The 23,262-nt window shown below is 58.9% G+C and carries 20 protein-coding genes and 1 pseudogene; 12 read left to right on the top strand and 9 right to left on the bottom strand.

Annotated features, from left to right (window positions below):
* Nucleotides 1-61 precede the first annotated feature (61 nt).
* The 4 genes from ACA069_RS12375 to ACA069_RS12390 all read left to right on the top strand — a co-directional run bounded on the left by ACA069_RS12375 (nt 62) and on the right by ACA069_RS12390 (nt 5,094).
* A complete protein-coding gene (locus ACA069_RS12375) occupies nt 62-1,381 on the top strand; it encodes an MFS transporter (protein WP_401265374.1) in 1,320 nt (439 codons plus the stop codon).
* Nucleotide 1,382: 1 nt separating this feature from the next.
* Entirely contained in the window at nt 1,383-2,600 is a 1,218-nt protein-coding gene (locus ACA069_RS12380) for a mandelate racemase/muconate lactonizing enzyme family protein (protein ID WP_497617742.1), read from the top strand.
* 153 nt (nt 2,601-2,753) lie between these two features.
* Nucleotides 2,754-4,367 carry a GMC family oxidoreductase gene (locus ACA069_RS12385; protein WP_497617744.1) on the top strand — a complete coding sequence of 538 codons (1,614 nt, stop codon included), beginning with the start codon at nt 2,754-2,756 and terminating at the stop codon, nt 4,365-4,367.
* Between the two features lie 121 nt (nt 4,368-4,488).
* A complete protein-coding gene (locus ACA069_RS12390; RefSeq protein WP_497617746.1) occupies nt 4,489-5,094 on the top strand; it encodes a DUF6338 family protein in 606 nt (201 codons plus the stop codon).
* Nucleotides 5,095-5,222: 128 nt separating this feature from the next.
* On the opposite strand, the gene ACA069_RS12395 is transcribed toward ACA069_RS12390, so the two are convergent.
* Complete coding sequence (locus ACA069_RS12395; protein ID WP_497617747.1) at nt 5,223-6,107, bottom strand: LysR substrate-binding domain-containing protein; 885 nt, start codon at nt 6,105-6,107, stop codon at nt 5,223-5,225.
* Between the two features lie 159 nt (nt 6,108-6,266).
* Here ACA069_RS12395 and ydiJ point away from each other — a divergent pair, with 159 nt between their 5' ends.
* On the top strand, nt 6,267-9,293 hold the full coding sequence (gene ydiJ, locus ACA069_RS12400; protein WP_489880097.1) for a D-2-hydroxyglutarate dehydrogenase YdiJ: 3,027 nt from the start codon (nt 6,267-6,269) through the stop codon (nt 9,291-9,293).
* Here the strand turns inward: ydiJ and ACA069_RS12405 are convergent.
* Both ACA069_RS12405 and ACA069_RS12410 read right to left on the bottom strand, forming a co-directional pair.
* Complete coding sequence (locus ACA069_RS12405; protein ID WP_401265362.1) at nt 9,226-9,915, bottom strand: paraquat-inducible protein A; 690 nt, start codon at nt 9,913-9,915, stop codon at nt 9,226-9,228. The genes ydiJ and ACA069_RS12405 overlap by 68 nt on opposite strands.
* Entirely contained in the window at nt 9,912-10,508 is a 597-nt protein-coding gene (locus ACA069_RS12410) for a paraquat-inducible protein A (protein ID WP_401265361.1), read from the bottom strand. The genes ACA069_RS12405 and ACA069_RS12410 overlap by 4 nt, the downstream gene beginning before the upstream one ends.
* 181 nt (nt 10,509-10,689) lie before the next feature.
* Between ACA069_RS12410 and ACA069_RS12415 the strand changes: the two genes are divergently transcribed.
* Entirely contained in the window at nt 10,690-11,982 is a 1,293-nt protein-coding gene (locus tag ACA069_RS12415) for an NHL repeat-containing protein (RefSeq protein WP_489880098.1), read from the top strand.
* Nucleotides 11,983-12,029: 47 nt separating this feature from the next.
* Entirely contained in the window at nt 12,030-13,352 is a 1,323-nt protein-coding gene (locus tag ACA069_RS12420; protein WP_489880099.1) for an NHL repeat-containing protein, read from the top strand.
* A gap of 81 nt (nt 13,353-13,433) precedes the next feature.
* Here the strand turns inward: ACA069_RS12420 and ACA069_RS12425 are convergent, their stop codons facing one another.
* A complete protein-coding gene (locus ACA069_RS12425; RefSeq protein WP_497617750.1) occupies nt 13,434-14,342 on the bottom strand; it encodes a LysR family transcriptional regulator in 909 nt (302 codons plus the stop codon).
* A 131-nt stretch (nt 14,343-14,473) separates the two neighbouring features.
* Between ACA069_RS12425 and ACA069_RS12430 the strand changes: the two genes are divergently transcribed.
* The gene (locus ACA069_RS12430; RefSeq protein ID WP_497617752.1) at nt 14,474-15,304 is read left to right on the top strand and encodes an oxidoreductase; all 831 of its coding nucleotides are present in this window, start codon (nt 14,474-14,476) and stop codon (nt 15,302-15,304) included.
* Nucleotides 15,305-15,357: 53 nt separating this feature from the next.
* On the opposite strand, the gene ACA069_RS12435 is transcribed toward ACA069_RS12430, so the two are convergent.
* Entirely contained in the window at nt 15,358-16,749 is a 1,392-nt protein-coding gene (locus ACA069_RS12435) for an aldehyde dehydrogenase family protein (RefSeq protein WP_497617754.1), read from the bottom strand.
* 105 nt (nt 16,750-16,854) lie between these two features.
* Here ACA069_RS12435 and ptrR point away from each other — a divergent pair, with 105 nt between their 5' ends.
* Nucleotides 16,855-17,733 carry a putrescine utilization regulator PtrR gene (ptrR, locus tag ACA069_RS12440; RefSeq protein ID WP_489880128.1) on the top strand — a complete coding sequence of 293 codons (879 nt, stop codon included), beginning with the start codon at nt 16,855-16,857 and terminating at the stop codon, nt 17,731-17,733.
* A 45-nt stretch (nt 17,734-17,778) separates the two neighbouring features.
* Here ptrR and ACA069_RS12445 read toward each other — a convergent pair whose 3' ends face one another.
* Nucleotides 17,779-18,417: a cysteine hydrolase family protein gene (locus tag ACA069_RS12445; RefSeq protein ID WP_401265346.1), complete on the bottom strand. Its 639-nt coding sequence runs from the start codon at nt 18,415-18,417 to the stop codon at nt 17,779-17,781.
* A 98-nt stretch (nt 18,418-18,515) separates the two neighbouring features.
* Here ACA069_RS12445 and ACA069_RS12450 point away from each other — a divergent pair, with 98 nt between their 5' ends.
* Nucleotides 18,516-19,016 carry a winged helix-turn-helix transcriptional regulator gene (locus ACA069_RS12450; RefSeq protein ID WP_497617756.1) on the top strand — a complete coding sequence of 167 codons (501 nt, stop codon included), beginning with the start codon at nt 18,516-18,518 and terminating at the stop codon, nt 19,014-19,016.
* A 6-nt stretch (nt 19,017-19,022) separates the two neighbouring features.
* On the opposite strand, the gene ACA069_RS12455 is transcribed toward ACA069_RS12450, so the two are convergent.
* The 3 genes and pseudogenes from ACA069_RS12455 to ACA069_RS12465 all read right to left on the bottom strand — a co-directional run bounded on the left by ACA069_RS12455 (nt 19,023) and on the right by ACA069_RS12465 (nt 20,824).
* Complete coding sequence (locus ACA069_RS12455; RefSeq protein WP_497617758.1) at nt 19,023-19,646, bottom strand: glutathione S-transferase family protein; 624 nt, start codon at nt 19,644-19,646, stop codon at nt 19,023-19,025.
* A 118-nt stretch (nt 19,647-19,764) separates the two neighbouring features.
* Nucleotides 19,765-19,935 (bottom strand): annotated as a pseudogene (locus ACA069_RS12460) (cytosine permease); the annotation flags it as partial.
* 70 nt (nt 19,936-20,005) lie between these two features.
* A complete protein-coding gene (locus ACA069_RS12465; RefSeq protein ID WP_497617760.1) occupies nt 20,006-20,824 on the bottom strand; it encodes an alpha/beta fold hydrolase in 819 nt (272 codons plus the stop codon).
* A gap of 175 nt (nt 20,825-20,999) precedes the next feature.
* Between ACA069_RS12465 and ACA069_RS12470 the strand changes: the two genes are divergently transcribed.
* Together ACA069_RS12470 and ACA069_RS12475 are read left to right on the top strand one after the other, a co-directional pair.
* Nucleotides 21,000-21,449: a winged helix-turn-helix transcriptional regulator gene (locus tag ACA069_RS12470; RefSeq protein ID WP_497617761.1), complete on the top strand. Its 450-nt coding sequence runs from the start codon at nt 21,000-21,002 to the stop codon at nt 21,447-21,449.
* A 93-nt stretch (nt 21,450-21,542) separates the two neighbouring features.
* Nucleotides 21,543-23,249 carry a ShlB/FhaC/HecB family hemolysin secretion/activation protein gene (locus tag ACA069_RS12475; RefSeq protein ID WP_497617763.1) on the top strand — a complete coding sequence of 569 codons (1,707 nt, stop codon included), beginning with the start codon at nt 21,543-21,545 and terminating at the stop codon, nt 23,247-23,249.
* Nucleotides 23,250-23,262 lie beyond the last annotated feature (13 nt).

Raw genomic sequence — 23,262 nt, forward strand, 5'->3', positions numbered from 1 at the left:
TGCACCTATAAAAACAATTATCAGGGGCGCCCGGAGCACCGGGTTGCCCGAGGTCACTTCAATGTCCAAGCATGCATCCTCTGCTGCCGCTGTTCAGGGTTCCAATTCGGCTGTGAAAAGCCAAAGTGACAAGGGAAGTCGCTATTTCCAATTGATGTTGCTGGTGCTCGCCGCCGGCGCGATCTATCCGATTCTGTACCTGCGCCAGGTCTACCAGACCACGATGCTCGAGGTGTTTCAGATCAGCCACAGTGAACTGGGCTATCTGTACTCGATGCTCGGCACGATCTTCCTGCTCAGCTATTTGCCGAGCGGCTGGCTGGCCGACCGAATTGCGCCACGCTTTCTGATTTTCTTCTCGCTGGTTGCCACCGGCGCCCTGGGGCTCTGGTATTCGACCGCGCCGTCGATGACCGGGCTGATGATCATCTTTGGCTGCTGGGGCCTGACCACCGGTTTGACCTTTTGGGCCTCGGTGCTCAAGCGGGTGAAGATGATTGCTCATCACACCGAGCAGGGTCGTTTCTTCGGCATCCTTGATGGTGGTCGCGGTCTGGTTGAAGCGTTGCTGGCGACGGTTGCATTGGCGCTGTTTGCGTTCGCCACCGAGACCCGTGGCGAGTCCACTGCCGAAGGCTTCAAGCATGTGGTCTATCTCTACGCCTTTACCTGTATCGCCATCGGCTGTGTGCTGGTGTTGATCAAGGATCCGAAATCGATGGAGGACACGCCAGCGGTGGAGAAGGGCAAGTTCAACCTGCTCCAGGATCTGACGACGCTGGTGAAAATCCCTGAGTTGTGGCTCGTCACCGCCATCGTGTTCTGCGGTTACCACATCTTCTGGGCCACCTACAGCTTCTCGGATTACCTGCAAGGTGGCGGTCTGACGGCGGTCATGGCGGGCACCATCACCACGATCAAGTTGTGGATGCGCCCGCTGGGTGGCATTGGCGGGGGCTGGTTGGGCGACAAGTTTTCCAACATCTCGGTGCTGATCGTTGCTCTGCTACTGGCCTCGCTGGCGATGATCGGGCTGATCGTGTTTCCGGCACTCAACAGCATGGGCTTGTTGATTGCCACGGTGATTTTCATCGGTTTGATGACCTACGCGATTCGTGGTCTGTACTGGGCGATCCTCGACAGCTGTGACATTCCGCTGCGCATCACAGGCCTGGCCATCGGCATCGTCTCGGTAGTGGGTTACATGCCGGATGCCTTTATTCCGCTGATCAATGGCTACCTCACCGAACACTACCCGGGCGCCCTCGGCTACCAGCTGTATTTCGGCTACATCGCCTTCGTCGGTCTGCTCGGCACTTTTGCCGCGCTGACCCTGCGTGCCCGGATCAACCGCAAATCACTGAAAAAGACAGGTGCCTGAGATGAAAGTCATCGCCCTTGAAACTCACATCGTCGCCGTACCGCCACCGCACATCGGAGGCATGTATTGGCTGTTCGTCAAACTCAAGACCGATTGCGGTATCGAAGGTGTCGGCGAGATCTACGCCGCCACTTTCGGCCCCAAAGCCATGCTGCCGATCATTGAGGACGTGTTCGAGCGCTATCTGCTCAATCAGGACCCGCACCACATCGAGCGCTTCTTTCGTCAGGCCTATTCCAGTGGTTTCACCCAGCGTCCCGACCTGACCATGATGGGCGTGGTCAGCGGCCTGGAGATGGCTTGCTGGGACATCATCGGCAAGGCGGCGAACAAACCGGTTTACGAATTGTTGGGCGGCAAAGTCAACGAGCGCCTGCGCTCCTACACCTATCTGTACCCGATCAACAGTCGCGGCGAATACGACTACGACGATGCGGATCTGGCGGCCGAATGCGCCATCGAGAATATGAACAAAGGCTTCACCGCCGTGAAATTCGACCCGGCCGGGCCGTATACCGCGTACTCCGGGCACCAGATCTCACTGGAAGTGCTGGAGCGCTGCGAAACCTTCTGCCGCAAGATTCGCGAAGCGGTGGGTGACAAGTGTGACCTGCTGTTCGGCACCCACGGGCAGATGGTGCCGTCGTCGGCGATCCGTTTGGCCAAGCGCCTGGAAAAATACGATCCGCTGTGGTTCGAAGAGCCCGTACCGCCGGGCCAGGAAGAGGCCATGGCGCAAGTCGCGGCCAAGACCAGCATTCCGATTGCTACTGGCGAGCGTCTGACCACCAAGTACGAATTCTTCAAGTTGTTGCAGGCTGGCGGTGCGTCGATTTTGCAGATGAACGTCGCACGCTGCGGCGGCCTGCTCGAGGCCAAGAAGATCGCCAGCATGGCCGAGGCCTATTACGCGCAAATCGCCCCGCACCTTTACAACGGGCCGATCGGTGCGGCGGCGAGTTTCCAGTTGGCGACTTGCACGCCGAACTTCCTGATTCAGGAAAGCATCGAGACCTGGGGCGGTTTCCACGCCGAGGTGCTGACCAAACCGTTGCAGTGGGAGGACGGCTACATCATTCCGTCCACCGAGCCGGGCCTTGGGGTCGAGTTGAACATGGACGTGGTGCGCAAGCATTCGCCTTACACCGGCGAACGTCTGCACCTGCAAATGGCGCCGACGCCGGTGGATGTCAAAGACACATCGCCGGCCCGAGGCTGACACGGTTCCTGTAGGCCTTCACCCTCTCGCGATAGCTGTGTGCAAGACATGCAAATGTCGACTGACACGCCGCCATCGCGAGCAGGCTCGCTCCTACAGGGGGTCGCAGTGTTCATTCCGATTTTTGTACAACGACTTACGCGGTAACCGTGCATGACATACGACTACATCATCGCTGGCGCAGGCGCCGCGGGTTGCGTGCTGGCCAACCGGCTCTCGGCCTCTGGCAAACACACCGTGCTGCTGCTGGAAGCGGGCGGCAAGGACAGCTCCCTGTGGTTCAAGATCCCGGTCGGGTTCGCCAAAATGTATTACAACCCGACCTTCAACTGGATGTATTACAGCCAGCCACAGAAGCAGTTGGGCAACCGCGAAATCTATGCACCACGCGGCAAGGTTCAGGGCGGTTCGGGCTCGATCAATGCCATGATCTATGTGCGCGGCCAGGCTCATGATTTCGACGATTGGGCAGCCAATGGCAATGACGGTTGGGGCTTCAAGGATGTGCTGCCGTACTTCCGCAAACTGGAAAACCATCCACTGGGCGACAGCGAATACCACGGTGGCAGCGGCCCGATCAGCATTACGCCGATGAAGGGCCAGACTCATCCGATTTGTGATGTATTCCTTGAGGGCTGCTCTGAGCTCGGCTACCCGCGTAGCGAGGATTTCAACGGTGCGAAATTCGAAGGCGCCGGCCTTTATGACGTCAACACCAAAAATGGGCAGCGCTGCTCCAGCAGCTTCGCCCACCTGCATCCGGCACTGAAGCGGGCGAACCTGACGGTTGAGCATTACGCGTTGGTGGATCGGGTGTTGTTCGACGAAACCCGACAGCGCGCGACGGGCATTTCCATTACCCAGCACGGCGTGGTGCGAACCTTCACAGCGCGCAAGGAAGTGATCCTCTGTGCGGGAGCAGTCGATACACCAAAGATTCTGCAACTGTCCGGTGTGGCTGACCGCGCGTTGCTGGCCAGGCACCAGATTCCTCTGGTCAAACATCTGCCGGCGGTCGGGCAGAACCTGCAGGATCACTTGTGCGCCAGTTACTACTACAAGGCCAATATCCCGACGCTTAACGATGAACTGAGTTCGCTGTTCGGCCAGCTCAAGCTCGGTGTGAAGTACCTGCTGACGCGCAAAGGTGCACTGGCGATGAGCGTCAATCAGGCAGGCGGTTTCTTCCGTGGCGACGAGCAACAGAATCATCCGAATTTGCAGCTCTATTTCAATCCGCTTTCGTACCAGATCCCGAAAAACAACAAGGCCAGTCTCAAGCCCGAGCCGTATTCCGGTTTCCTGTTGTGTTTCAACCCCTGCCGCCCGACCAGTCGTGGGCACATCGAGATAGCTTCAAAAAATCCCCGTGATGCGGCGCTGATCGATCCGAATTATCTGAGCACGCAGAAGGACATCGACGAAGTCATCCAGGGCAGTCGCCTGATGCGCAAAATCATGAACGCCCCGGCGCTCAAGAGCATCACCGTCGACGAAGTTCTGCCGGGACCTGCGGTAGAGACCGACGAACAGATGTTGCAGTACTTCCGCGAGAACTGCGGCTCGATCTATCACCTGTGCGGCTCTTGCGCGATGGGCGCGGACGAGCAGACTTCAGTGGTCGACAACCGTCTCAAGGTGCATGGTTTTGAAGGGTTGCGGATTGTCGATGCGTCGATTTTCCCGAATGTGACGTCGGGCAATACTCACGCGGCCGTGCTGATGGTGGCGGAGAAGGGAGCGGATCTGATCTTGCAGGATGCTTAGGTTTTTCGGTCTCGGGTAATGACCTGTGACAGTTGGCGGCGAGCATTTTTTCAGCGTGCACTAGGCTTTTAAGTGCCAGCCCTCAATCGGGGGCGGCATGTCTTTCAAGGAGCCGCAGATCATGGATGATCTGGTCAAAGAAGTTATTCCGTTGCTGCAGTACCTCATCCCCGGATTTGTCTCAACCTGGATTTTTTACACGCTTACCGCATTCAAGCGGCCTGATACCTTCGGGCAGATTGTGCAGGCGTTGATATTTACGTTTGTGATTCATGGGGCGGTAACAGGTATTGGTGTGGTCTGTTTGTGGTTGGGGGCGAAGGGACTTTCTGTGGGAATATGGGATGGCAAGACGCAGACGTCATGGGCATTCCTTTCTTCGCTGTTACTTGGATTGCTGTCCTGTTATTTTGCTACCAATGACAGGTTGCATGGCTGGTTGCGTCGCAGAAACGTAACGAAACAATCTTCCTACCCGAGTGAATGGTTCTGCGCATTTGCGCAATTTGATCGGCTCATCACCCTGCATTTGCATGACGAAAGGCGCGTCGCTGGCTGGCCGGCCGAGTGGCCGCCGGAGTCAGCCAATGGGCAGTTCCTGATCCATAATCCGCGTTGGCTCGATGGCAATGGCCAAACGGTGCCTTTTGGCGCTGAGTTTTTGCTGATAGATTCCGCGAAGGTTAAATGGGTTGAGTTCAGCCCGGCATCAGAGGGTTCGTCATGACCGCCAGAGCTATGCAGTTAATGCCAAAGAAATACGAATATCTATTCTTTGGGCCCGACGGAAAGCCGTTGGAGAAACCACTGTTCAAGGGGCCGAGTGCGCCTCCACCGCTAAAGCGCTGATGCGGGTCAGAGCGTATCCATCAACCAATCCCGAAACGCCTTCAGCGATGGCAGCGCTTCATTGCGCGGCGGATACACCAGGTAATAGCTGCGACGACTGGTGATCGGTTCTCCGAGTTGCAGCAGCTCACCGCTGAGCAATTCATCCTCGACCAGAATCCTCGGCACCAAGCCGACACCAATATTCGCCCGCACCGCCTGAATCAAGTGCGAGGTCATTTCAAAGCTCGGGCCGATGCGCATGCTCCGATGCGGCAACCCGTGATGAGTGAACCACTCGGTCCAGGCTTGGGCGTTACTGCTGACGTTGAGCAGCAATTGCCCGGCGACGTGCTTTTCGGCGTCATCGCGCTCGGCGACGGACAATTGCGCACTGGCAATAACTACCAGTTCTTCAGTGTGCAGGGGCAGGGCGCTCAGCCCCGGCCATTCCCCTGCGCCCACACAAATCGCCGCATCGATTTCACTGGTATCAAAGTCGATGGCTTCAATGCGTGAATGAAGGTGCACGGTCATGCCCGGGTGGGCTGTGTAGAAGTCCTTGAGTCGCGGCAACAACCACTTCGAACCGAAAGTCGGCAGCGTCGCCAGCCGCAAGCTGTGTATCCCCGAACCAAACGCCATGGCTTGCAGGGTCGCGCTGCGGATCTGCCCAAGGGCCTCGGCGAGTTCGCGTTGATACATGCGTCCGACATCCGTCAGGACGACTTTGCGTCCCTCCCGATTGAACAGGCGCATGCCGAGCATCTTCTCCAGAATCTGCACCTGACGGCTGACCGCACTTTGCGTCAGCGACAGTTCATGGGCGGCGCGTGTGTAGCTTTCGTGGCGCGCGGCAGCCTCGAAGGCGAGCAATAACGACATGGAAGGGGTGAGAGTTCGCGGATTCATTCGTAAAAGTCATTAATAGCGGGTCGAATTTACGGTTGTCCCAAGATCCTTCAGCAATGAATATGGACAACATGAGATGGCGGAGCCTGACGCAATCATTCGTTGCGTACAACTGTTCACCGCCACACGGCCTGATTTTGACCCGAGATACCCTGACCGATGATTGCCCAGCTGTCGCCCGCTACCGCTCTGACCTCCGATTATCAGCAGTTCCTCAAAGCCCTGAAGGCCAGTGGATTTCGCGGTGAAATCAGCGCCGACTACGCCAGTCGCGTGGTGCTGGCCACCGACAACTCTATCTATCAGCGCTTGCCGCAAGCTGCGGTGTTTCCCATGGACGCCGACGATGTGGCGCGCGTTGCACGACTGATTGCCGAACCGGCCTACCAACAAGTGGTCATCACCCCGCGTGGCGGTGGAACCGGCACCAATGGCCAATCGTTGACAGACGGCATCGTGGTCGACTTGTCGCGGCACATGAACCGTATTCTGGAAATCAATGTTGAGGAACGCTGGGTGCGGGTGCAGGCCGGGGTGGTCAAGGATCAGCTCAACGCCGCGCTGAAATCCGCCGGACTGTTTTTCGCTCCAGAATTGTCGACCTCCAACCGTGCCACCGTCGGCGGCATGATCAACACCGACGCCAGCGGCCAGGGCAGTTGCACCTACGGCAAGACCCGCGACCACGTACTCGAGCTCGACATGATTCTGCGCGGCGGTGAGCGTCTGCACGGTTTGCCGCTTGAGGACAGCGAACTTGAGACACAGTGCGCGCGCGAGGATCGGGTGGGCGAAGTCTATCGTTGTGCGCGGCAGATCATTGATGAGCAGGGCGCACTGATCAAAGAGCGCTTTCCCGACCTGAATCGATGCCTGACCGGTTACGACCTCGCACATCTGCGCGAGGCAGACAATCGTTTCAACCTCAACAGCGTGTTGTGTGGCGCCGAAGGTTCGCTGGGTTTTGTGGTCGAGGCCAGGCTCAACGTGCTGCCGATCCCCAAGCACACGATGCTGGTTAACATCCGCTACGCCGGGTTCATGGACGCGCTGCGCGACGCTCGCGCCTTGATGGCACTCAAGCCGCTATCGATTGAAACCGTGGACTCGAAGGTGTTGCTGCTGGCAATGCAGGACATCGTCTGGCACGGCGTTGCCGAGTATTTTCCGCAGAGCGCCGAGCGACCGACCCTGGGGATCAACCTCGTCGAATTTTGCGGTGATGATCCCGAGGATTTGCAGAAAAGGGTCGAAGCCTTCATCGAGCACCTGGCCAGTGACCGCACTGTCGAGCGACTCGGCCACACCCTGGCCGTCGGTCACGCGGCAGTGAACAAGGTCTATGGCATGCGCAAACGTGCGGTCGGTCTGCTCGGCAACGTCGCCGGTGAAGCACGGCCGCAGCCGTTTGTCGAAGACACCGCCGTGCCGCCGCAGCACCTGGCCGAATACATCGCCGAGTTGCGCGAGCTTCTCGACAGCCACGGTTTGCAGTACGGCATGTTCGGCCATGTTGACGCGGGCGTGCTGCACGTGCGGCCGATTCTCGACATGAAAGATCCACAGCAAGCGGCGCTGGTGCGTCCAGTGTCCGATGGCGTTGCGGCGCTGACCCAACGTTACGGCGGCCTGCTCTGGGGTGAGCACGGCAAAGGCCTGCGCTCGGAATACGCGCCGGCGTTTTTCGGTGAACTGTATCCGGCCCTGCAAGCGTTGAAGGCGGCGTTTGACCCGTTCAATCAGTTCAACCCGGGCAAGATCGCCACCCCAGCCAACACCGGCGCGGCGTTGTTGAAAATTGACGAAGTGACTCTGCGTGGCGAACTGGATCGGCAGATCGACGAAAAAGTCTGGCAGAGCTACGGCGCGGCCATGCATTGCAATGGCAACGGCGCCTGCTACAACTTTGACCCTGACGATGCGATGTGCCCGTCATGGAAAGCCACCCGCGAACGCGCGCAATCGCCCAAGGGGCGGGCATCGTTGATCCGTGAGTGGCTGCGGTTGCAGGGCGAGGCGGGTGTAGATGTATTGTCGGATGCCGTTCGCCGACCGGCATTTTTCTCTTCGTTGTGGCAGCGCTGGCGCAATAGCCGCGCGCAGTCCGAAGACTTCTCCCATGAGGTCTACGACGCCATGGCCGGTTGCCTGGCGTGCAAGTCCTGCGCGGGGCAATGCCCGGTGAAGGTCAATGTGCCGGAGTTTCGTTCACGCTTTCTTGAGCTGTATCACAGCCGGTATCTGCGCCCGGCGCGGGACTATCTGATCGCCTCGCTGGAGTACACCATCCCCTGGATGGCGCGAATTCCGGCGTTGTACAACGGTTTAATGGGCGCCTCGTGGGTTCGCGGCATGCTTGAGCGTGTCGGTGGAATGGTCGATGTGCCGTTGCTCAGTCGCTTTGATTTCCACGCGGCGATGCGTCGTTGGCAGGTGCAACCGGCGACGGTGTCGACCCTGTCTGGCCTGACCCAGGCACAGCGTGAACGCAGCGTGGTGCTGGTGCAGGATGCGTTTACCCGCTATTTCGAAGCGCCGCTGCTGGCGGATCTGGTCGAGCTGATTTCGCGTCTGGGTTATCAGGTGTATCTGGCGCCGTTCAGTGCCAACGGCAAACCGCTGCATGTGCAGGGCTTTCTGTCGGCATTCAACCGTGCGGCGGTGCGCAACGCGCAGCAATTGCGAGCGCTGGCGGATGTCGGCGTGCCGCTGTTAGGTCTGGATCCGGCGATGACACTGGTTTATCGCCAGGAATATCAGAAAGTGCCGGGCATGGAGCAATGCCCGGAGGTCGCGCTGTTGCAGGAATGGCTGCTCGACGTCATGCCGGAACAGACCAGCCAGAGCAGGGCCGAGACCTTCCGTTTACTGGCGCACTGCACCGAGAAAACCAATGCCCCGGCTGCCACTCGGCAATGGGAACAAGTGTTCGAGCGCGTGGGGTTGAAACTGGCCACTCAGGCCACCGGTTGCTGCGGGATGTCCGGCACCTATGGTCACGAGGCGCGTAACCGCGAAACCTCGGCGGTGATCTACGAACAATCGTGGGCGCGTCAAGTCGATGCACCGGCAGAGAAGGGCGAGGCATTGGCGACCGGTTATTCGTGCCGCAGCCAGGTCAAGCGCCAGTCGGATCGGGCGCTACGCCATCCATTGCAGGTGCTGCTGGAGGTTGTTCATCGCTGAGCGGTTCGTCGTCGGGGGCGTTGTCCCAGATCAGCCGCGGGTCAAAGCTCATTGCCGAGAGCATGGTGAACACCACCACCATGCCGAAAAACAGGATGCCCGGGCGTGGCTCGATATCGCCCAGCGCCTGGAATTTCACCAGCGCCGCGACCAGTGCGACCACCAGCACGTCGAGCATCGACCAGTAGCCGATCAACTCGACGAAACGGAACATTTTCGAGCGCTCGCGGCGGGCCCAGCCACTGTCGCGCTGCACAGTAATCAGCAGCAGCGACAGGGCGACGAACTTGACGCCCGGCACGGCGATACTGGCGATGAAGATGATCAGGGCGATGTCCCAGGCGCCGTGCTGCCAGAACTCGAGCACGCCGCTCATGATCGTGCTGTCGGAGCCACTGCCAAGCATGGTGGTGTTCATCACCGGCAGCAGATTGGCCGGGATATAAAACACCAGCGCAGCGAGTAAATAGGCCCAGGTGCGCGTCAGTGAATTGGTCTTGCGCCGGTGCAAGGGGGCGTCGCAGCGGGGGCATTCATGCGGTTCGTCGGTCATGTCGCAGGCCAGGCCGCAGCTGTGGCACAGGCACAGATTGAGTTCGCTGGCGGTCGCTGGTCGATTCATGGCATGTCCCAGAGGTCACGGATATCGCGGCCGGCAATACGGATCATCATCAGGCTCAGCACGGCCAGCGCAAAAAGGCCGATACCGGGCAAGACATCGAGCAGTCCGGCGAGTTTGAACACTGCCACCATCGCTCCCAGCAAACACACTTCAAGCATGCTCCACGGACGCAGGGTTTCCAGCCAGCGCATGCACACCTTGAATCCCGGTGCGCGGCGCGACGACAGGGCGAAACTCAGCACCCAGATCAGCAGCACCAATTGAAAGGCCGGAGCAATGATGATCGAGATCGCCGCGACCATCGCCATGAACGTGATCGGCCCCTGACTCAGCGCGAGCACCGAATCCCACAGCGTCGCACTGTTTTTCAGGCCTTTGAGGCTGATGCTCATCACCGGATAGAAATTGGCGAACAGCCACAGCATCGCCGCCGTGAACGTCAGGGCCAGACGTTGTTCAACCGTCAGGCCGTTGTAGCGCTGGAGCACCCCGCCGCAACGTTGGCACAGGGTTTTCTGATGTTTGGCGAGCGCGACTTTTTCATACACGCAATCGCAGTGTTCGCAAATGATCAGGTGTTCGGTGTTGACCATGGACAGCGCTCGACAGCAGGCCACGAGGGCAATGGATTAATCCACTATAGACCTTCACTTGACGGTAGGTGCAGCGTCGGCACACACAGATAAAATTCGGTGTCTACTGTCAGACCTTACAGTAGACGGAAAAGACTGATGGGTAGCTACTTGAGTCGAGATCCCCCTCAAGGAACGCTCCATGAGCCACTCGAACAACACTGTGCGGACCCCCGGGTCGCTTGATGAAAGCTTTGCCGATGCCGGTATTTTTCGCCTGGATATTCCTCGTGTAGGGTCGCAAACCTTAATCCATGACGTCGCAGTGCAACGCTCTGCAAACCTTGAATACCTTTATTTTGCGGGCTATGCGATCGGAGGCGCTTTCGGTTATCCGTACGTATTGGGCCGCTTGATGCCGGATGGAACACTGGATGAATCCTTCGGTGTGGATGGCATTTCCAGCGGCTCATTTGCCCTCAACATGAACTCTGCGGGTAGATCCATCGCGTTGCTCGCTGACGGCAAAATTCTCCTGACAGGACAGGTGGGCACAATCCCCACACTGGCCCGTTTCCTCTGCGACGGCACGCTGGACAGCGATTTTGGCTCTGAAGGCTTGGTTATTCTCCGATTGCCCGAAGACATTCAGGCGCAACGCGCCCCGCAATCGCAAGGCGAGACTCAAGACCATGCGTGTAGCCTCACGGCACTGGATAGCGGAAAAATCCTGGTCGTGCACAACTATGTCGTCTCTCATGAGGCGGACACCCGTGCGTTGATCTTTTTGCTGAACAGCGATGGCTCTGCGGACGAATCTTTCAATCAGAAAGGCCATGTCCAAGTGGTTTACCCGGGAGGCGTCCCGGCGGATGTGAAACTGCGCAACGGCTTCATTGATCCCGACGGCAAGATCGTGGTCGGCGGCAATCTGGCGCCCCGTTCAGGTACGCCGGCGCCATTTTTCGCGCGCTATAACATCGATGGCCACCTTGATCGAACCTTTGGCGATGACGGGTTTGTCGTTGTGTCATTGCCGACACTGCAGACCCCTACGATCAACGCGATGATCGGGCAACCGAACAAGCGGCTATTGGCGATCGGGAGAACGGCTGCGGGTCAAGGCCTGCTGATCAGCCTCGAGCCGGATGGCAGCCCCAATATTCAGTTCAACCGTGGTCAACCGTTGCTGACCCGACTGGATAACGTCGACACCCTCTGGCGCCGCGCCGCCATGCAACCTGACGGAACCCTTGTTTTGCTTGGCAAGATCCAACGGTCAGAAGAGCAAGGGGAATTGGTTGTGGCCAGACTGCTTAGCGATGGTTCGCTTGACACCACGTTCAACGGCGTCGGCTGGGTCAGCACTTCACTGGAGCGGGTCGGCTCTTTTGACGGCATAGACCTGCAGGGCGATGGAAAAATCGTGATCGCAGGCTTTCTATCCACGCCAGATTCCCAAGGCCTGGTACTCCGTTATCACGGGCGAAATTGAATCAGGACAGATCATCGCGTCGGCTAAACGCACAAGGAGCAATCAGCATGAAAATCGACGCCTTGTTTTTGCGCGATGAAGGTCAGCTCGACCCGACGTTCGGGGAGGGCGGGTTGGTGTTGTTGAAAGGACCCGATGAGCCAGGAGACAACATTTCCCCCCGAGGTATGGCTGTCGATTCTGCGGGTCGTTTTTACGTCTGCGGCAGTATCCGCACCTCTACCAGGCGATTTGCCTACTACTGCGTCAGGCTGAAGGCAAGCGGGGCGATCGACCCGACATTCGGTCAGGCGGGCTATGTGATCGCAGAGTTTGTGCAAAATAACGGTGGGCGCGCTTATTCACAGATCAACGAAGTGGTCGAGTTGCGCGACGGAAAGCTATTGCTGATCGGCAACTACCACGACGGCACTTTCAATACCTGGAAAGGCCTGATCCGTCTGCACCCTGATGGCAGTCCGGACCAGACGTTTGGCAAAAACGGGACAGTGCTGATCGCGCTCGGCAGTATCGGTGAGGGGCAGGATGACAGTTTCGGTAGCTTGCACAGTTCGTCCATGGCGCGAGCCACCGGCAACAGCGCGATTCTGCCCGACGGTAGAATCCTGTTGCATGAGCTGATTTATGACGGCATAGAAGAAACTCAAACCGCGATCATTCGACTGACACCTGATGGCGTACTTGATCCGGATTTCAACGAGAGCGGCATCGTCTGGGTCGCTCATCCGGACTTTACCCATACCCAAGTCACGGACATTCTGCTGGCGGACGATGGGAAGTATGTGCTGGTCGGTAACTGCCAGGAAATGTATATCCCGCATGCCCGGGCACTGTTCACGAGATTGCATTCCACGGGTAAAACCGACACCTCATTTGCCGACAATGGTTATCTGTTGATTGAACCGCGAAGTGGCGAAATGAACTTTCTGATGGAAAACCTTGTTAAGCAGACGAACAAACGTCTATTGGGGATTGGTTACACCTCTGATGAGGATGATTGCGGTCTATTGATCAGCCGGGAGTCTGATGGCAGTGCAAACATCCAGTTCAATCGCGGCAAACCATTGCTGGTGAAACTGGGCGACCGCGAAACCAGTTGGCATAACGCTTGTGTCCAGAAAGATGGCAGCATTCTGGTGTACGGACATCTTTATGATCCCGGCCAGGTAGTGGTCGCGAAATTCACTGATGCGGGAGTTCTGGATAACACCTTCGGTGGGGGTAAAGGTTGGTTGCAATTCAGTGTCAGCCCCGCCGGGATGGCTTCGGCCTTGTTCACTGACGACACGTTGCTGTTCTTCGGAGCTGCCACCGTCGATGGTCAACAAGTGCCGTGTGTCGCCCGCGGTCTGATTGCTCAGAAAGTCTGAGTAAGCGGTTGCTTAACCCAAAGCCCCGTCATGTGAAGGGGCGGGCTTTTCACTGTTCGAAGATCAAAAGATCGCAGCCTGCTACAGCTCCTGGCTGGTTTGGGGGCGATTGCGGGCGAAGTCGATGAAAGCCTTGAGCGGTGCCGGCACATGGCGGCGGCTCGGATAGTACAGATGCAGGCCGGGGTAGTAGGGGCACCAGTCTGCCAGTACCTGGACCAGACGCCCGGAACGCAGATGTTCGCTGACCATTTCTTCGAACACATAGGCCAGCCCCAATCCTTGCAGCGCGGGGTCGACCATCAGGCTGACATCGCCCAGGGTCAGCGGGCCATTGACTTCGATTTCCTGGCTGATGCCGCCGCGTTCGAACTCCCAGCGGTACATCGCGCCGCTGGGGAAGCGGTGGCGGATGCACGGCAGATCATGCAACTCCTCGGGTTTTTGTGGCGTGGCGTGGCGCTGAAAAAATGCCGGCGAACCGACCACCACCGAGCGCATCGTCGGACCAATCGGCAGGGAAACCATGTCGGCCTCCAGTCGATTGCCAAAGCGCACGCCGGCATCGAAACCGCCAGCGACGATATCCAGCAGTGCATCGCTTTCGACTACTTCCAGACGAATATCCGCATAGATCTGCAAAAACTCACTGGCAATTGGCAGCAGCACCAGCTCACAGGCCTGGCGGCCGGCGGTGATACGCAGGTTGCCGGAGGGTTTGTCGCGAAAATGGTTGAGGTCTTCCAGTGCATCATCGATGTCGCGAAACGCCGGTTTCAGGCGCGCATAGAGGCGTTCGCCAGCCTCGGTCAACGCCACGCTGCGGGTTGTGCGGTTGAACAGTCGCACGCCGAGACGATTCTCCAGCGCTTTGACCGAGTGGCTCAGGGCCGACGGCGTCAGGCCAAGTTCAATCGCTGCTTTGCTGAAATTCAAATGCAGCGCCGTGCACAGGAATACCGAGAGGTCTGCCGCTGAGGGTGATTTCATCTGTGAATACCTTTCACAAAGTCATGCAAAATTGCTGGGATTATCACATCAGTAGCACGCGCTTAAAGTCGCATCAACTCATCGAGAAGACCCGGCACCATCGCCAAGGGTCGCTGACAGGAGGAGTTGCTATGCGTACCTGGTTCATTACTGGAGCTTCCCGTGGTTTTGGCACTCTCATCGCAGAACGCGCCTTGCGTTTTGGTGACGCCGTGATTGCCACTGCCCGTAACCCACAAGACATCACTGATCGCCTCGGCGATCACCCGAATCTGCTGGCGGTGCGTCTCGACGTGACCCGAGAAGAGGAAGCGCATCAAGCGGTCGCGGAAGGGATCAAGCGGTTCGGCCGCATCGATGTACTGATCAACAACGCCGGGTTTGGTGTGCTGGGCGCGGTGGAAGAAACCAGCGCGAGCGAGACCGAGCGCCTGTTCGCCACCAACGTGTTTGGCCTGCTCAACGTCACCCGCGCCGTTCTGCCACATATGCGCTCGCAACGCAGTGGCCATGTGATCAATATCTCGTCAATTGGCGGCTATCAGGCGTACATGGGCTGGGGCGTTTACGGTTCCACCAAGTTTGCGGTGGAAGGCATCAGCGAAGCGCTGCATCAGGAACTGGCACCGCTGGGCATCCATGCCACGGTGGTCGAACCGGGTTTCTTCCGCACAGACTTTCTGGATGAACAGTCGCTGATCAAAACCGCACTGGTGCTGCCGGATTACGACGAAACCGTGGGCAAAATGCGCACCTTAGCCGAGGCCGCGAACCACTCGCAGCCGGGTGATCCACTGCAGTTTGCCGAGGCGATCCTCGCGCTGGTCAACGCACCGAATCCGCCACAACGCCTGGCGTTGGGTAGCGACACGGTTGCGCGAATCGAGGCGAAGAATCGGTTGGTGGCGCAAGAACTGGCCGAGTGGAACGAGTTGGCACTGTCTACCGACTTCAAAAACTGAACCACACAACCTGTGGGAGCGGGCTTGCTCCCACAGGTTGTGTGGTGTCTGGTTTATTTGCGATCCAGCCATACAGTTTGCGCATTGCAGAACTCGCGCACACCGAAGTGCGACAGCTCACGGCCGAAACCGCTTTTCTTCACGCCACCGAAGGTCACGCGAGGGTCACTGGCGGAGTAGCCGTTGATGAACACGCCGCCGGTTTCCAGTTCGCTGGTCAGTTGCTGGGCCAGTTGCACATTGGCGGTGTAGATCGTCGCGGTCAGGCCGAACTCGCTGTCGTTGGCCAAAGCGATGGCATGCGCGCAGTCACGGGCGGTGATGATCGAGGCGACCGGGCCGAACAGTTCCTGTTTGAACGAGGTCATGCGATCAGTGACGTCGGCCAGCACGGTCGGTTCGTAGTAGTTGCCCGCACCTTCAGCCTTGCCGCCACCCAGCAGCAGGGTCGCGCCTTCTTCGAGGGTATCGCGCACTTGTTGATCCAGTTCGTCACGCAGATCGAAACGCGCCATCGGGCCGATGTACGTGTCGGCGGACAGTGGATCGCCGACTTTCAGCTTGCGCGTGGCTTCGACGAACTTGCGGGTGAACTCTTCGACCACGCCTTGCTCGATAATCAAACGCTTGGCTGCGGCGCAGACCTGGCCGGAGTTCTGGTAGCGACCGATCACGGCGGCTTGCACCGCTTCGTCGATATCAGCGTCGTTGAGCACGATAAACGGATCGGAGCCGCCGAGTTCCAGCACGCATTTTTTCAACGCAGCGCCGGCCTGGGCGCCGATCGCCATGCCGGCGCGCACGCTACCGGTCAGGGTGACGGCGGCAATGCGCGGGTCAGCAATGGCGGTGGAAACGCCTTCCGGGGTGACGTTGAGCACTTCAAACACGCCATCGGCGAAACCGGCGCGCTTGAAGGCATCACGTAGCAGATAGGCGCTCCCCATCACGTTCGGCGCATGCTTGAGCACGTAGGTGTTGCCGGCGAGGAGCGTCGGTACTGCGCCGCGCAGCACTTGCCAGATCGGGAAGTTCCACGGCATCACCGCCAGAATCGGGCCGAGCGGACGGTATTCGATGCGCGCCTTGCCGCCTTCGACCTGGGTCGCCTCGGCGTCAAGCATGGCCGGGCCGTGTTCGGCGTACCACTCGCAGAGCTTGGCGCATTTTTCGATTTCGCCACGAGCCTGGGCAATGGGCTTGCCCATTTCCAGGGTGATCATGGTCGCCATGGCTTCGGCGCCTTCACGCAGAGCGCCGGCAAGGGCGGTCAGCGCGCGGGAGCGATCCTGCAGCGGCTTGCGCTTCCATTTCGAGAAGCCGAACGCGGCGCGGGTCAGCGCGGCATCGAGGGCTTCTGCGGATTCAAAGGCGTACTGACCGATCTGCTCGCCGGTGGCAGGGTTGATCGAGATGGCGTGGGTCTGGCTGGAAATCTGGCTCATGGCTTTCGTCCTGCGTGTCGAATGTGATGGGCCTAGAGTAGGGTGGTGTTTGTTTTCTGGAAACTGAATAATAAAGATCGTTTCTTTCACGATTGGAGAATGACTGTGGATCTGGTGCAGCTGGAAATCTTCAAAGCCGTTGCCGAACACGGCAGCATCAGCGCCGCCGCGGCGCAGATCCATCGCGTGCCGTCGAACCTGACCACGCGCATCAAGCAGCTGGAGCAGGATCTGGGTGTCGACCTGTTTATTCGCGAGAAAAGTCGTTTGCGACTGTCGCCTGCTGGCTGGAGTTTTCTTGAATACGCACGGCGCATTCTCGATCTGGTTCAAGAGGCACGGGCCACGGTGGCAGGTGAAGAACCGCAAGGCGCGTTTCCCCTGGGTTCGCTGGAGAGTACGGCGGCGGTGCGCATCCCCGAACTTCTGGCGGCGTACAACCAACTGCATCCGAAAGTCGATCTGGACCTGTCCACCGGGCCGTCTGGGACGATGATCGAAGGCGTACTGTCCGGGCGTCTTGCGGCCGCGTTCGTTGACGGCCCGGTGCTGCATCCGGCGCTGGAAGGCGTGCCGGCGTTTGAAGAAGAGATGGTCATCATTGCGCCGCTCCATCACGCCGCAGTGCAGCGTGCGGCGGATGTGAACGGCGAGAACATTTATGCATTCCGCTCCAACTGCTCTTACCGTCATCACTTCGAAAAATGGTTCAGCACCGACGCTGCGGTGCCTGGCAAGATCTTCGAAATGGAGTCCTACCACGGCATGCTCGCTTGCGTCAGCGCGGGCGCCGGACTGGCCCTGATGCCGCGCAAAATGCTGCAGAGCATGCCCGGCAGCGCAACGGTCAGTGTCTGGCCGCTGACGGCAGATTTTCGTTATCTGACCACCTGGCTGGTGTGGCGGCGCGGGACGGTGTCGCGCAGTTTGAGCATGTTTGTGCGCTTGCTGGAGGAGCGTGGGGTGGTGCGGGCAGGGGAGTGACTGGCGCCTCGCAGTCCGCAACGACCTACGCAGCGCCCACCAGACTCATTTCGATTCACCCTGTGGCTTGAGGCTGGCGATCAGTTCGTCGGTGCTGGCGATGACGTGGGCGAAGGTCGGGCCGTTGAGCTCGTGGGCGGCGTGCATCATCTCCGCTTTGAACGCGGCGGTGGCATCGCGCACCAGGGTCACGTGGTAACCCAACTCCGACGCATAGCGGGCGGTTGCCTCGATGCAGGTGTTGGCCAGCAGGCCGACGATGATCACGTGGGTGATGCCTTTCTGCTTCAGCCGAAAATCCAGGTCGGTGTTGGCGAAACCACTGGAGCCCCAGTGTTCCTGCACGACGATGTCGCCATCCTTCGGTGCGAAATCCGGGTGCCATTCGCCGCCCCATTCGCCACGGGCAAAATGGTGCATGTGCATGATCTTGCATTGGGTCGGTGTGGGGTGATCCCAGTTTTCGTAGTCACCTTTTTCCCAGCGATGATGGGGTACGATGACCACCGGAATGTCTAGCTCGCGCACCGCGCGGTCTAGTTTGCGCAGGTTATCGAGCAAGCCGTTCTGCTCGGCCATCGGTTTGATCAGCGGGAAGATCTTGCCACCGTCCGAGAGAAAGTCGTTGTACGGATCGACCAGCAGGTAAGCGGTGCGGTCGAGTGGATAGAGAGAATTCGACATGGCTGTTGCTCCGGCAATTGGATTGATCGTTGCGCAGGACTTCTCCCGACATCGAGTTAATATGATAATCATAGTAAATGTAAATGAGGCAAGCACTGATGGTTGTAAACGATAGCTCTCCTGCGCAGACCCTTTGCCCGATTGACCGGGCCGAGGCGATCGTCGGCGACCGCTGGACGGTGCTGGTTTTGCGCGAGTTGTTCATGGGCAACCATCGTTATGACGAAATCAAGGCGCAGACCGGGGGCACCCCGCAAATGGTCGCCGCTCGTCTGAAAAGCCTGGAGGCGGACGGACTGGTCGAGCGTCGCTTGTACAACGAGCGGCCGAAACGCTACGAGTACCACCTCACCGCGAAAGGCGAGGCGTTCTACCCGGTGGTCATTGCTTTGCGAAAGTGGGGAGAAACCTGGTGCAAGGCACCGGAGGAAGGGCTGGCGGTGAACATGATCCACAAGCATTGCAATCACAGCGCAGGTCTCGGTCCGCTGTGTGATCACTGTGGCGAGCCGTTGCGGCGTGAAAATCTGATCAGCCAGCCGCAAGAAGCCTACGCCGCCGAACGGCAGGCGCGGCGTGAGGCGTTCAAGGCGAAATAGCGACGATCACGGCGTGCCGTTGCGTCCGTGCAGCAGAAAGCCGGGCCGTTGGCTCAAACGCTCGTAATAGGCATTAACTGCCGACAGGTGCGGATGCTTGAACGGGGTTTCGAACCAGCGATTGACCGACAGCCCGATGGGGATATCAGCGAGAGAAAACTGCTCGCCGCTGACGTAGGCGCCGGTTTTTTCCAGCTGTCGGTCGAGGATTTCCATGTTCTTCGACCACTGCTCGATCCCGGCGGCCAGCGCGGTGCTGTCCTGATAGTCCGGCGAGTGGCGCACCAACGAGATGAAGGGATACGACCACGAGCGGTTCAGTTCCGAAGCCTGCCAGTCGATCCACTGATCAACCCGCGCCCGGACTTGTGGTTCGGCTGGATAGAGGTGCAAGCCTTGGAAATTAGCCGCCAGATAACGAATGATCGTGTTCGATTCCCACAGGGTGAAATCACCGTCCTGAATCACCGGCACCATGGCGCAGGGATTCAAGGCGAGAAACTCCGCTGATTCAGTCGACCGAAAGCCTGTGCCCCAGTCCTCACGCTCGAATGCAATGTCAATTTCAGCGCAGGCCCAGAGCACTTTGCGCACGTTGATCGACGAAGCTCTGCCCAGTATTCGCAGCATTGGATTTCCCTGTCCGGTAGTGATTGGTCGCCAACAAATACCACACTCCAATGCAGAAGGCCCGCACACGGCGGGCCTTCCGTTTTCATCAAAGCAACTTCAATGACTGCTCGCCAACGGAGAGGTTGAAGCTGCCACGGGTGAGGAAATCATCGGTCTGAATGTGCGTGAAGATATAGCCGAAGCCGACGACGATGCCGATCCCCAGCACCCACGTACCGATGCGGTTGAGCACATGGATGAAGCGGTAGCCGATGATGCCGACCGGCACCGGAACACTGTCGACCACGTTTGCAACCTGTAGGCGGAAAAAGGCCGGGACATGCCCGGCCTGATTGACGAAAAAACAGTGCCTGCTGTCAGCGGTTAAGGAACGCCAACAGATCCTCGTTCAATGCCTGAGCGTGAGTCACCGCAAAACCGTGCGGTGCGCCCGCGTAGACCTTCAACTCGGCACCCTTGATCTGCGCAGCCGCCTGCTTGCCAGTGGTTTCGAACGGCACGATCTGATCGCCGTCACCATGAATCACCAAGGTCGGTACATCGATCTTGGCCATGTCCGGGCGGAAGTCGGTTTCCGAGAACGCGGTGACGCAATCCACGGTGCCTTTGAGCGAGGCCAACAGGGCGACGTTCAGCGTCTGGGTCAGTACGCCGTCGGAAACCTTCTGGCCCTGATTGGTGCCGTAGAACGGCGCAGCGAAATCCGCGATGAACTGCGCACGATCCTTGAGCAGGCCAGACTTGATGCCGTCGAACACCGATTTCTCGACGCCTTGCGGGAAGTCCGGCTTCTGGCCGAACAGTGGCGTCACGGCGCCCAGCAACACCAGCCCTGCAACGCGCTCGCTACCGTGACGGGCGATGTAGCGGCTGACGTCGCCGCCGCCCATGGAGAAGCCCACCAGTGTCACTTCACGCAGGTCCAGATGATTGATCAATTGCGCGATGTCATCGGCAAAGGTGTCGTAGTCATAACCGGTCCACGGCTGATCGGAACGGCCGAAACCGCGGCGGTCGAAAGCGATGGTGCGGTAGCCGCGGCTGCTCAGGTATTCCATCTGGTATTCCCACATGTCGGCATCCAGCGGCCAGCCGTGGCTGAACAGCACGGGCTTACCGCTGCCCCAGTCCTTGTAATAGATCTCGGTGCCGTCTTGCGTGGTGAACGTGCTCATGGAAGCTCCTTGGGTCAGGATTCTTTTGAAAGACATGCCGAAATGGCAGCGTTCACTATCCGCGCAATCATGACGAACCACTTGTATGCAGGTGCTGGGTTCGATTGCCGTTCAGGGTTGTATGATGCAACCCTGAGCCGCGAGGCTGATCACCGATTCGATGGAGTACTTAGACGTGAAGCGCAAAAGCCTGCAAGGCAATGCCTGCCCGGTCGCCCGGACACTGGACCTGATCGGCGACTGGTGGTCGTTATTGATCATTCGCGATGCGCTGGACGGGATTCGCCGGTTCAGTGATTTTCAGAAGAACCTCGATATCGCCAAGAACATGCTCAGCGCTCGCCTCAAGGCGCTGGTAGAGCAGGGGATCCTGCAAACGGTGCCAGCGGCCGAAGGTGGAGCCTACAAGGAATATGTGCTGACGGAACGCGGCAAGGCGTTGCAAACCGTGATCGTCGCGCTGTCGCAATGGGGCGGCGAGTTCATGTACGCGCCGGGTGAGCCGGGCTCGGTGATGGTTGATGCGAAGCATCGTCAGCCGATTCGCAAGCTGCAATTGATGGCCGAGGACGGACGTTTGCTGGCACCCGAGGACGTAGCCACCCGATTGAGCGTTGAGCACTGACGGACGGTTGCAACATAGATTTGACGTCAAAATGATGGCCATCTAATATCGCGCCACTATTTTGATGTCATTCTCCGTCTCGAGGGATCGAACATGTACCCACCCGCCCTCATGGCGAGGTTGTGCGTAGCTTTGCTGTGCCTGTCTCCGCTCCAATTCGCCGCCGCTGCACCCACCCCCGGCGACACCGATTTGATCCGCGAACGCCAGAACCGTCTGCTCGAAGAGCAGCAACGGCGTCTCGAAGAACTCAAGGACCTGCCCGGCAAGGACGTCAAACCCGCACAACCGGCAGCGCCGACCGACACCCGCTGCTTCCCGATCAAGGACATCGAACTCAAGGGCGCCGACAGCCTTTCCGAGCGCGACAAGGCTCGCCTGCTCAAACCCTACATCGGCGAATGCCTCGGTGTGCCGCAGCTCAACGAGTTGCTCAAAGTCATCACCGATTACTACATCGAGAAAGGTCTGGTCACCAGCCGTGCCTACCTGCCGCAACAGGATCTGTCCGGCGGACATCTGAAGGTGCTGGTGGTCGAGGGCAAGCTTGAAGGCATGAAAGGCGCCGAGAACAGCAAGCTGTCGGAGCGCGAACTGGCCATGGCGTTTCCCGGCAAGTCGGGCGAACTGGTCAACCTGCGCGAGATCGAGCAGATGGTCGATCAGCTCAATCGCCTGCCGTCCAATCAGGCAAAAATGGAACTGGCGCCGGGCCAGAACGTCGGCGGCAGCACCGTGCTGGTCAACAACACTCCACAAAAACCCTGGCGTGCAGGCTTGTCGCGTAACAACGACGGCCAGCGCAGCACCGGCGAGCAACAGTGGGGCACGACGTTCGATTGGGACAGCCCGTTGGGTCTGGCCGATCAGTTGAGCCTGCGTGGCGGTCACGACGCGATGACCGATCACCAGCACACCTCCAACAACGCCATGCTCAATTACAACCTGCCATGGGGTTGGTGGAACTTCAGCTACACCTACAGCCAGAGCGAATACCGCTCGCAGATCGCTGCCAACGGCTACAACTTCAAGCAGACCGGCGACAGCGAAAACCACCAGGTACGCGCCGAGCGGGTGATTTATCGCGATGCCGTCAGCAAGACCTCGCTCAGCACCGGCCTGTCGTACCTGCGCACCAACAACTTCATCGAAGACAGCAAGCTCAAGCTCAGCAGCAATCGCATCAGTGAAGCGCAGTTCGGCATCAACCATGGCCGTCGCATCGGCAATGCTTTCGTCAACTTCGATGCGGGCATGCAGGAAGGCATCGGTGCGTTCGACGCCCAGGGCAGTCACGATCCGGGTCCGGGCGAACCGGATGCGCGCTACCGCAAATACACCGCGACCGTGAGCTATCTGCAGCCGTTCAAGCTGTGGGGCGAGTCGCTCAGCTTCAGCAGCCTGATGACCGGCCAGCGCAGCGAAGATGTGCTGTTCAGCCCGCAGCGCACCAGTCTTGGGGGTTCGTCGTCGATTCGCGGTTACAAGGATCAGTCGTTGTCCGGCGACAGCGGCGGTTACTGGCGCAACGATCTGCGCTGGGCGCGTCCGGTCACGGCCCAATGGCTGCAACCGGTGTTCAGCGAATACGGCACCAGCATCGGCTATGACCAGGGCGTGATCCAGAACGGTCGCTACAACGGTGATCAGCACGGGCGCATGTCGAGCAACTCGCTGGAACTGTTCGCCCGCGGCCAGCACGTCGCCGCCAGCGTGACATTCGCCCATTCCCTGGAACGACCGGATGTGCTCACCGAGCGCGAAGCACCGATCTATTTCCGCCTGGATTTCTTCATCTAATTACAACCTTTCG

Source organism: Pseudomonas sp. LBUM1652, from assembly GCF_059716105.1.

Excerpts from the sequence above, each read along its gene's own strand:
- ACA069_RS12375 (WP_401265374.1), top strand. The coding sequence starts at position 62 with ATGTCCAAGCATGCATCCTCTGCTGCCGCTGTTCAGGGTTCCAATTCG.
- ACA069_RS12380 (WP_497617742.1), top strand. The coding sequence starts at position 1,383 with ATGAAAGTCATCGCCCTTGAAACTCACATCGTCGCCGTACCGCCACCG.
- ACA069_RS12385 (WP_497617744.1), top strand. The coding sequence starts at position 2,754 with ATGACATACGACTACATCATCGCTGGCGCAGGCGCCGCGGGTTGCGTG.
- ACA069_RS12390 (WP_497617746.1), top strand. The coding sequence starts at position 4,489 with ATGGATGATCTGGTCAAAGAAGTTATTCCGTTGCTGCAGTACCTCATC.
- ACA069_RS12395 (WP_497617747.1), bottom strand. The coding sequence starts at position 6,107 with ATGAATCCGCGAACTCTCACCCCTTCCATGTCGTTATTGCTCGCCTTC.
- ydiJ (WP_489880097.1), top strand. The coding sequence starts at position 6,267 with ATGATTGCCCAGCTGTCGCCCGCTACCGCTCTGACCTCCGATTATCAG.
- ACA069_RS12405 (WP_401265362.1), bottom strand. The coding sequence starts at position 9,915 with ATGAATCGACCAGCGACCGCCAGCGAACTCAATCTGTGCCTGTGCCAC.
- ACA069_RS12410 (WP_401265361.1), bottom strand. The coding sequence starts at position 10,508 with ATGGTCAACACCGAACACCTGATCATTTGCGAACACTGCGATTGCGTG.
- ACA069_RS12415 (WP_489880098.1), top strand. The coding sequence starts at position 10,690 with ATGAGCCACTCGAACAACACTGTGCGGACCCCCGGGTCGCTTGATGAA.
- ACA069_RS12420 (WP_489880099.1), top strand. The coding sequence starts at position 12,030 with ATGAAAATCGACGCCTTGTTTTTGCGCGATGAAGGTCAGCTCGACCCG.
- ACA069_RS12425 (WP_497617750.1), bottom strand. The coding sequence starts at position 14,342 with ATGAAATCACCCTCAGCGGCAGACCTCTCGGTATTCCTGTGCACGGCG.
- ACA069_RS12430 (WP_497617752.1), top strand. The coding sequence starts at position 14,474 with ATGCGTACCTGGTTCATTACTGGAGCTTCCCGTGGTTTTGGCACTCTC.
- ACA069_RS12435 (WP_497617754.1), bottom strand. The coding sequence starts at position 16,749 with ATGAGCCAGATTTCCAGCCAGACCCACGCCATCTCGATCAACCCTGCC.
- ACA069_RS12445 (WP_401265346.1), bottom strand. The coding sequence starts at position 18,417 with ATGTCGAATTCTCTCTATCCACTCGACCGCACCGCTTACCTGCTGGTC.
- ACA069_RS12450 (WP_497617756.1), top strand. The coding sequence starts at position 18,516 with ATGGTTGTAAACGATAGCTCTCCTGCGCAGACCCTTTGCCCGATTGAC.
- ACA069_RS12455 (WP_497617758.1), bottom strand. The coding sequence starts at position 19,646 with ATGCTGCGAATACTGGGCAGAGCTTCGTCGATCAACGTGCGCAAAGTG.
- ACA069_RS12465 (WP_497617760.1), bottom strand. The coding sequence starts at position 20,824 with ATGAGCACGTTCACCACGCAAGACGGCACCGAGATCTATTACAAGGAC.
- ACA069_RS12475 (WP_497617763.1), top strand. The coding sequence starts at position 21,543 with ATGTACCCACCCGCCCTCATGGCGAGGTTGTGCGTAGCTTTGCTGTGC.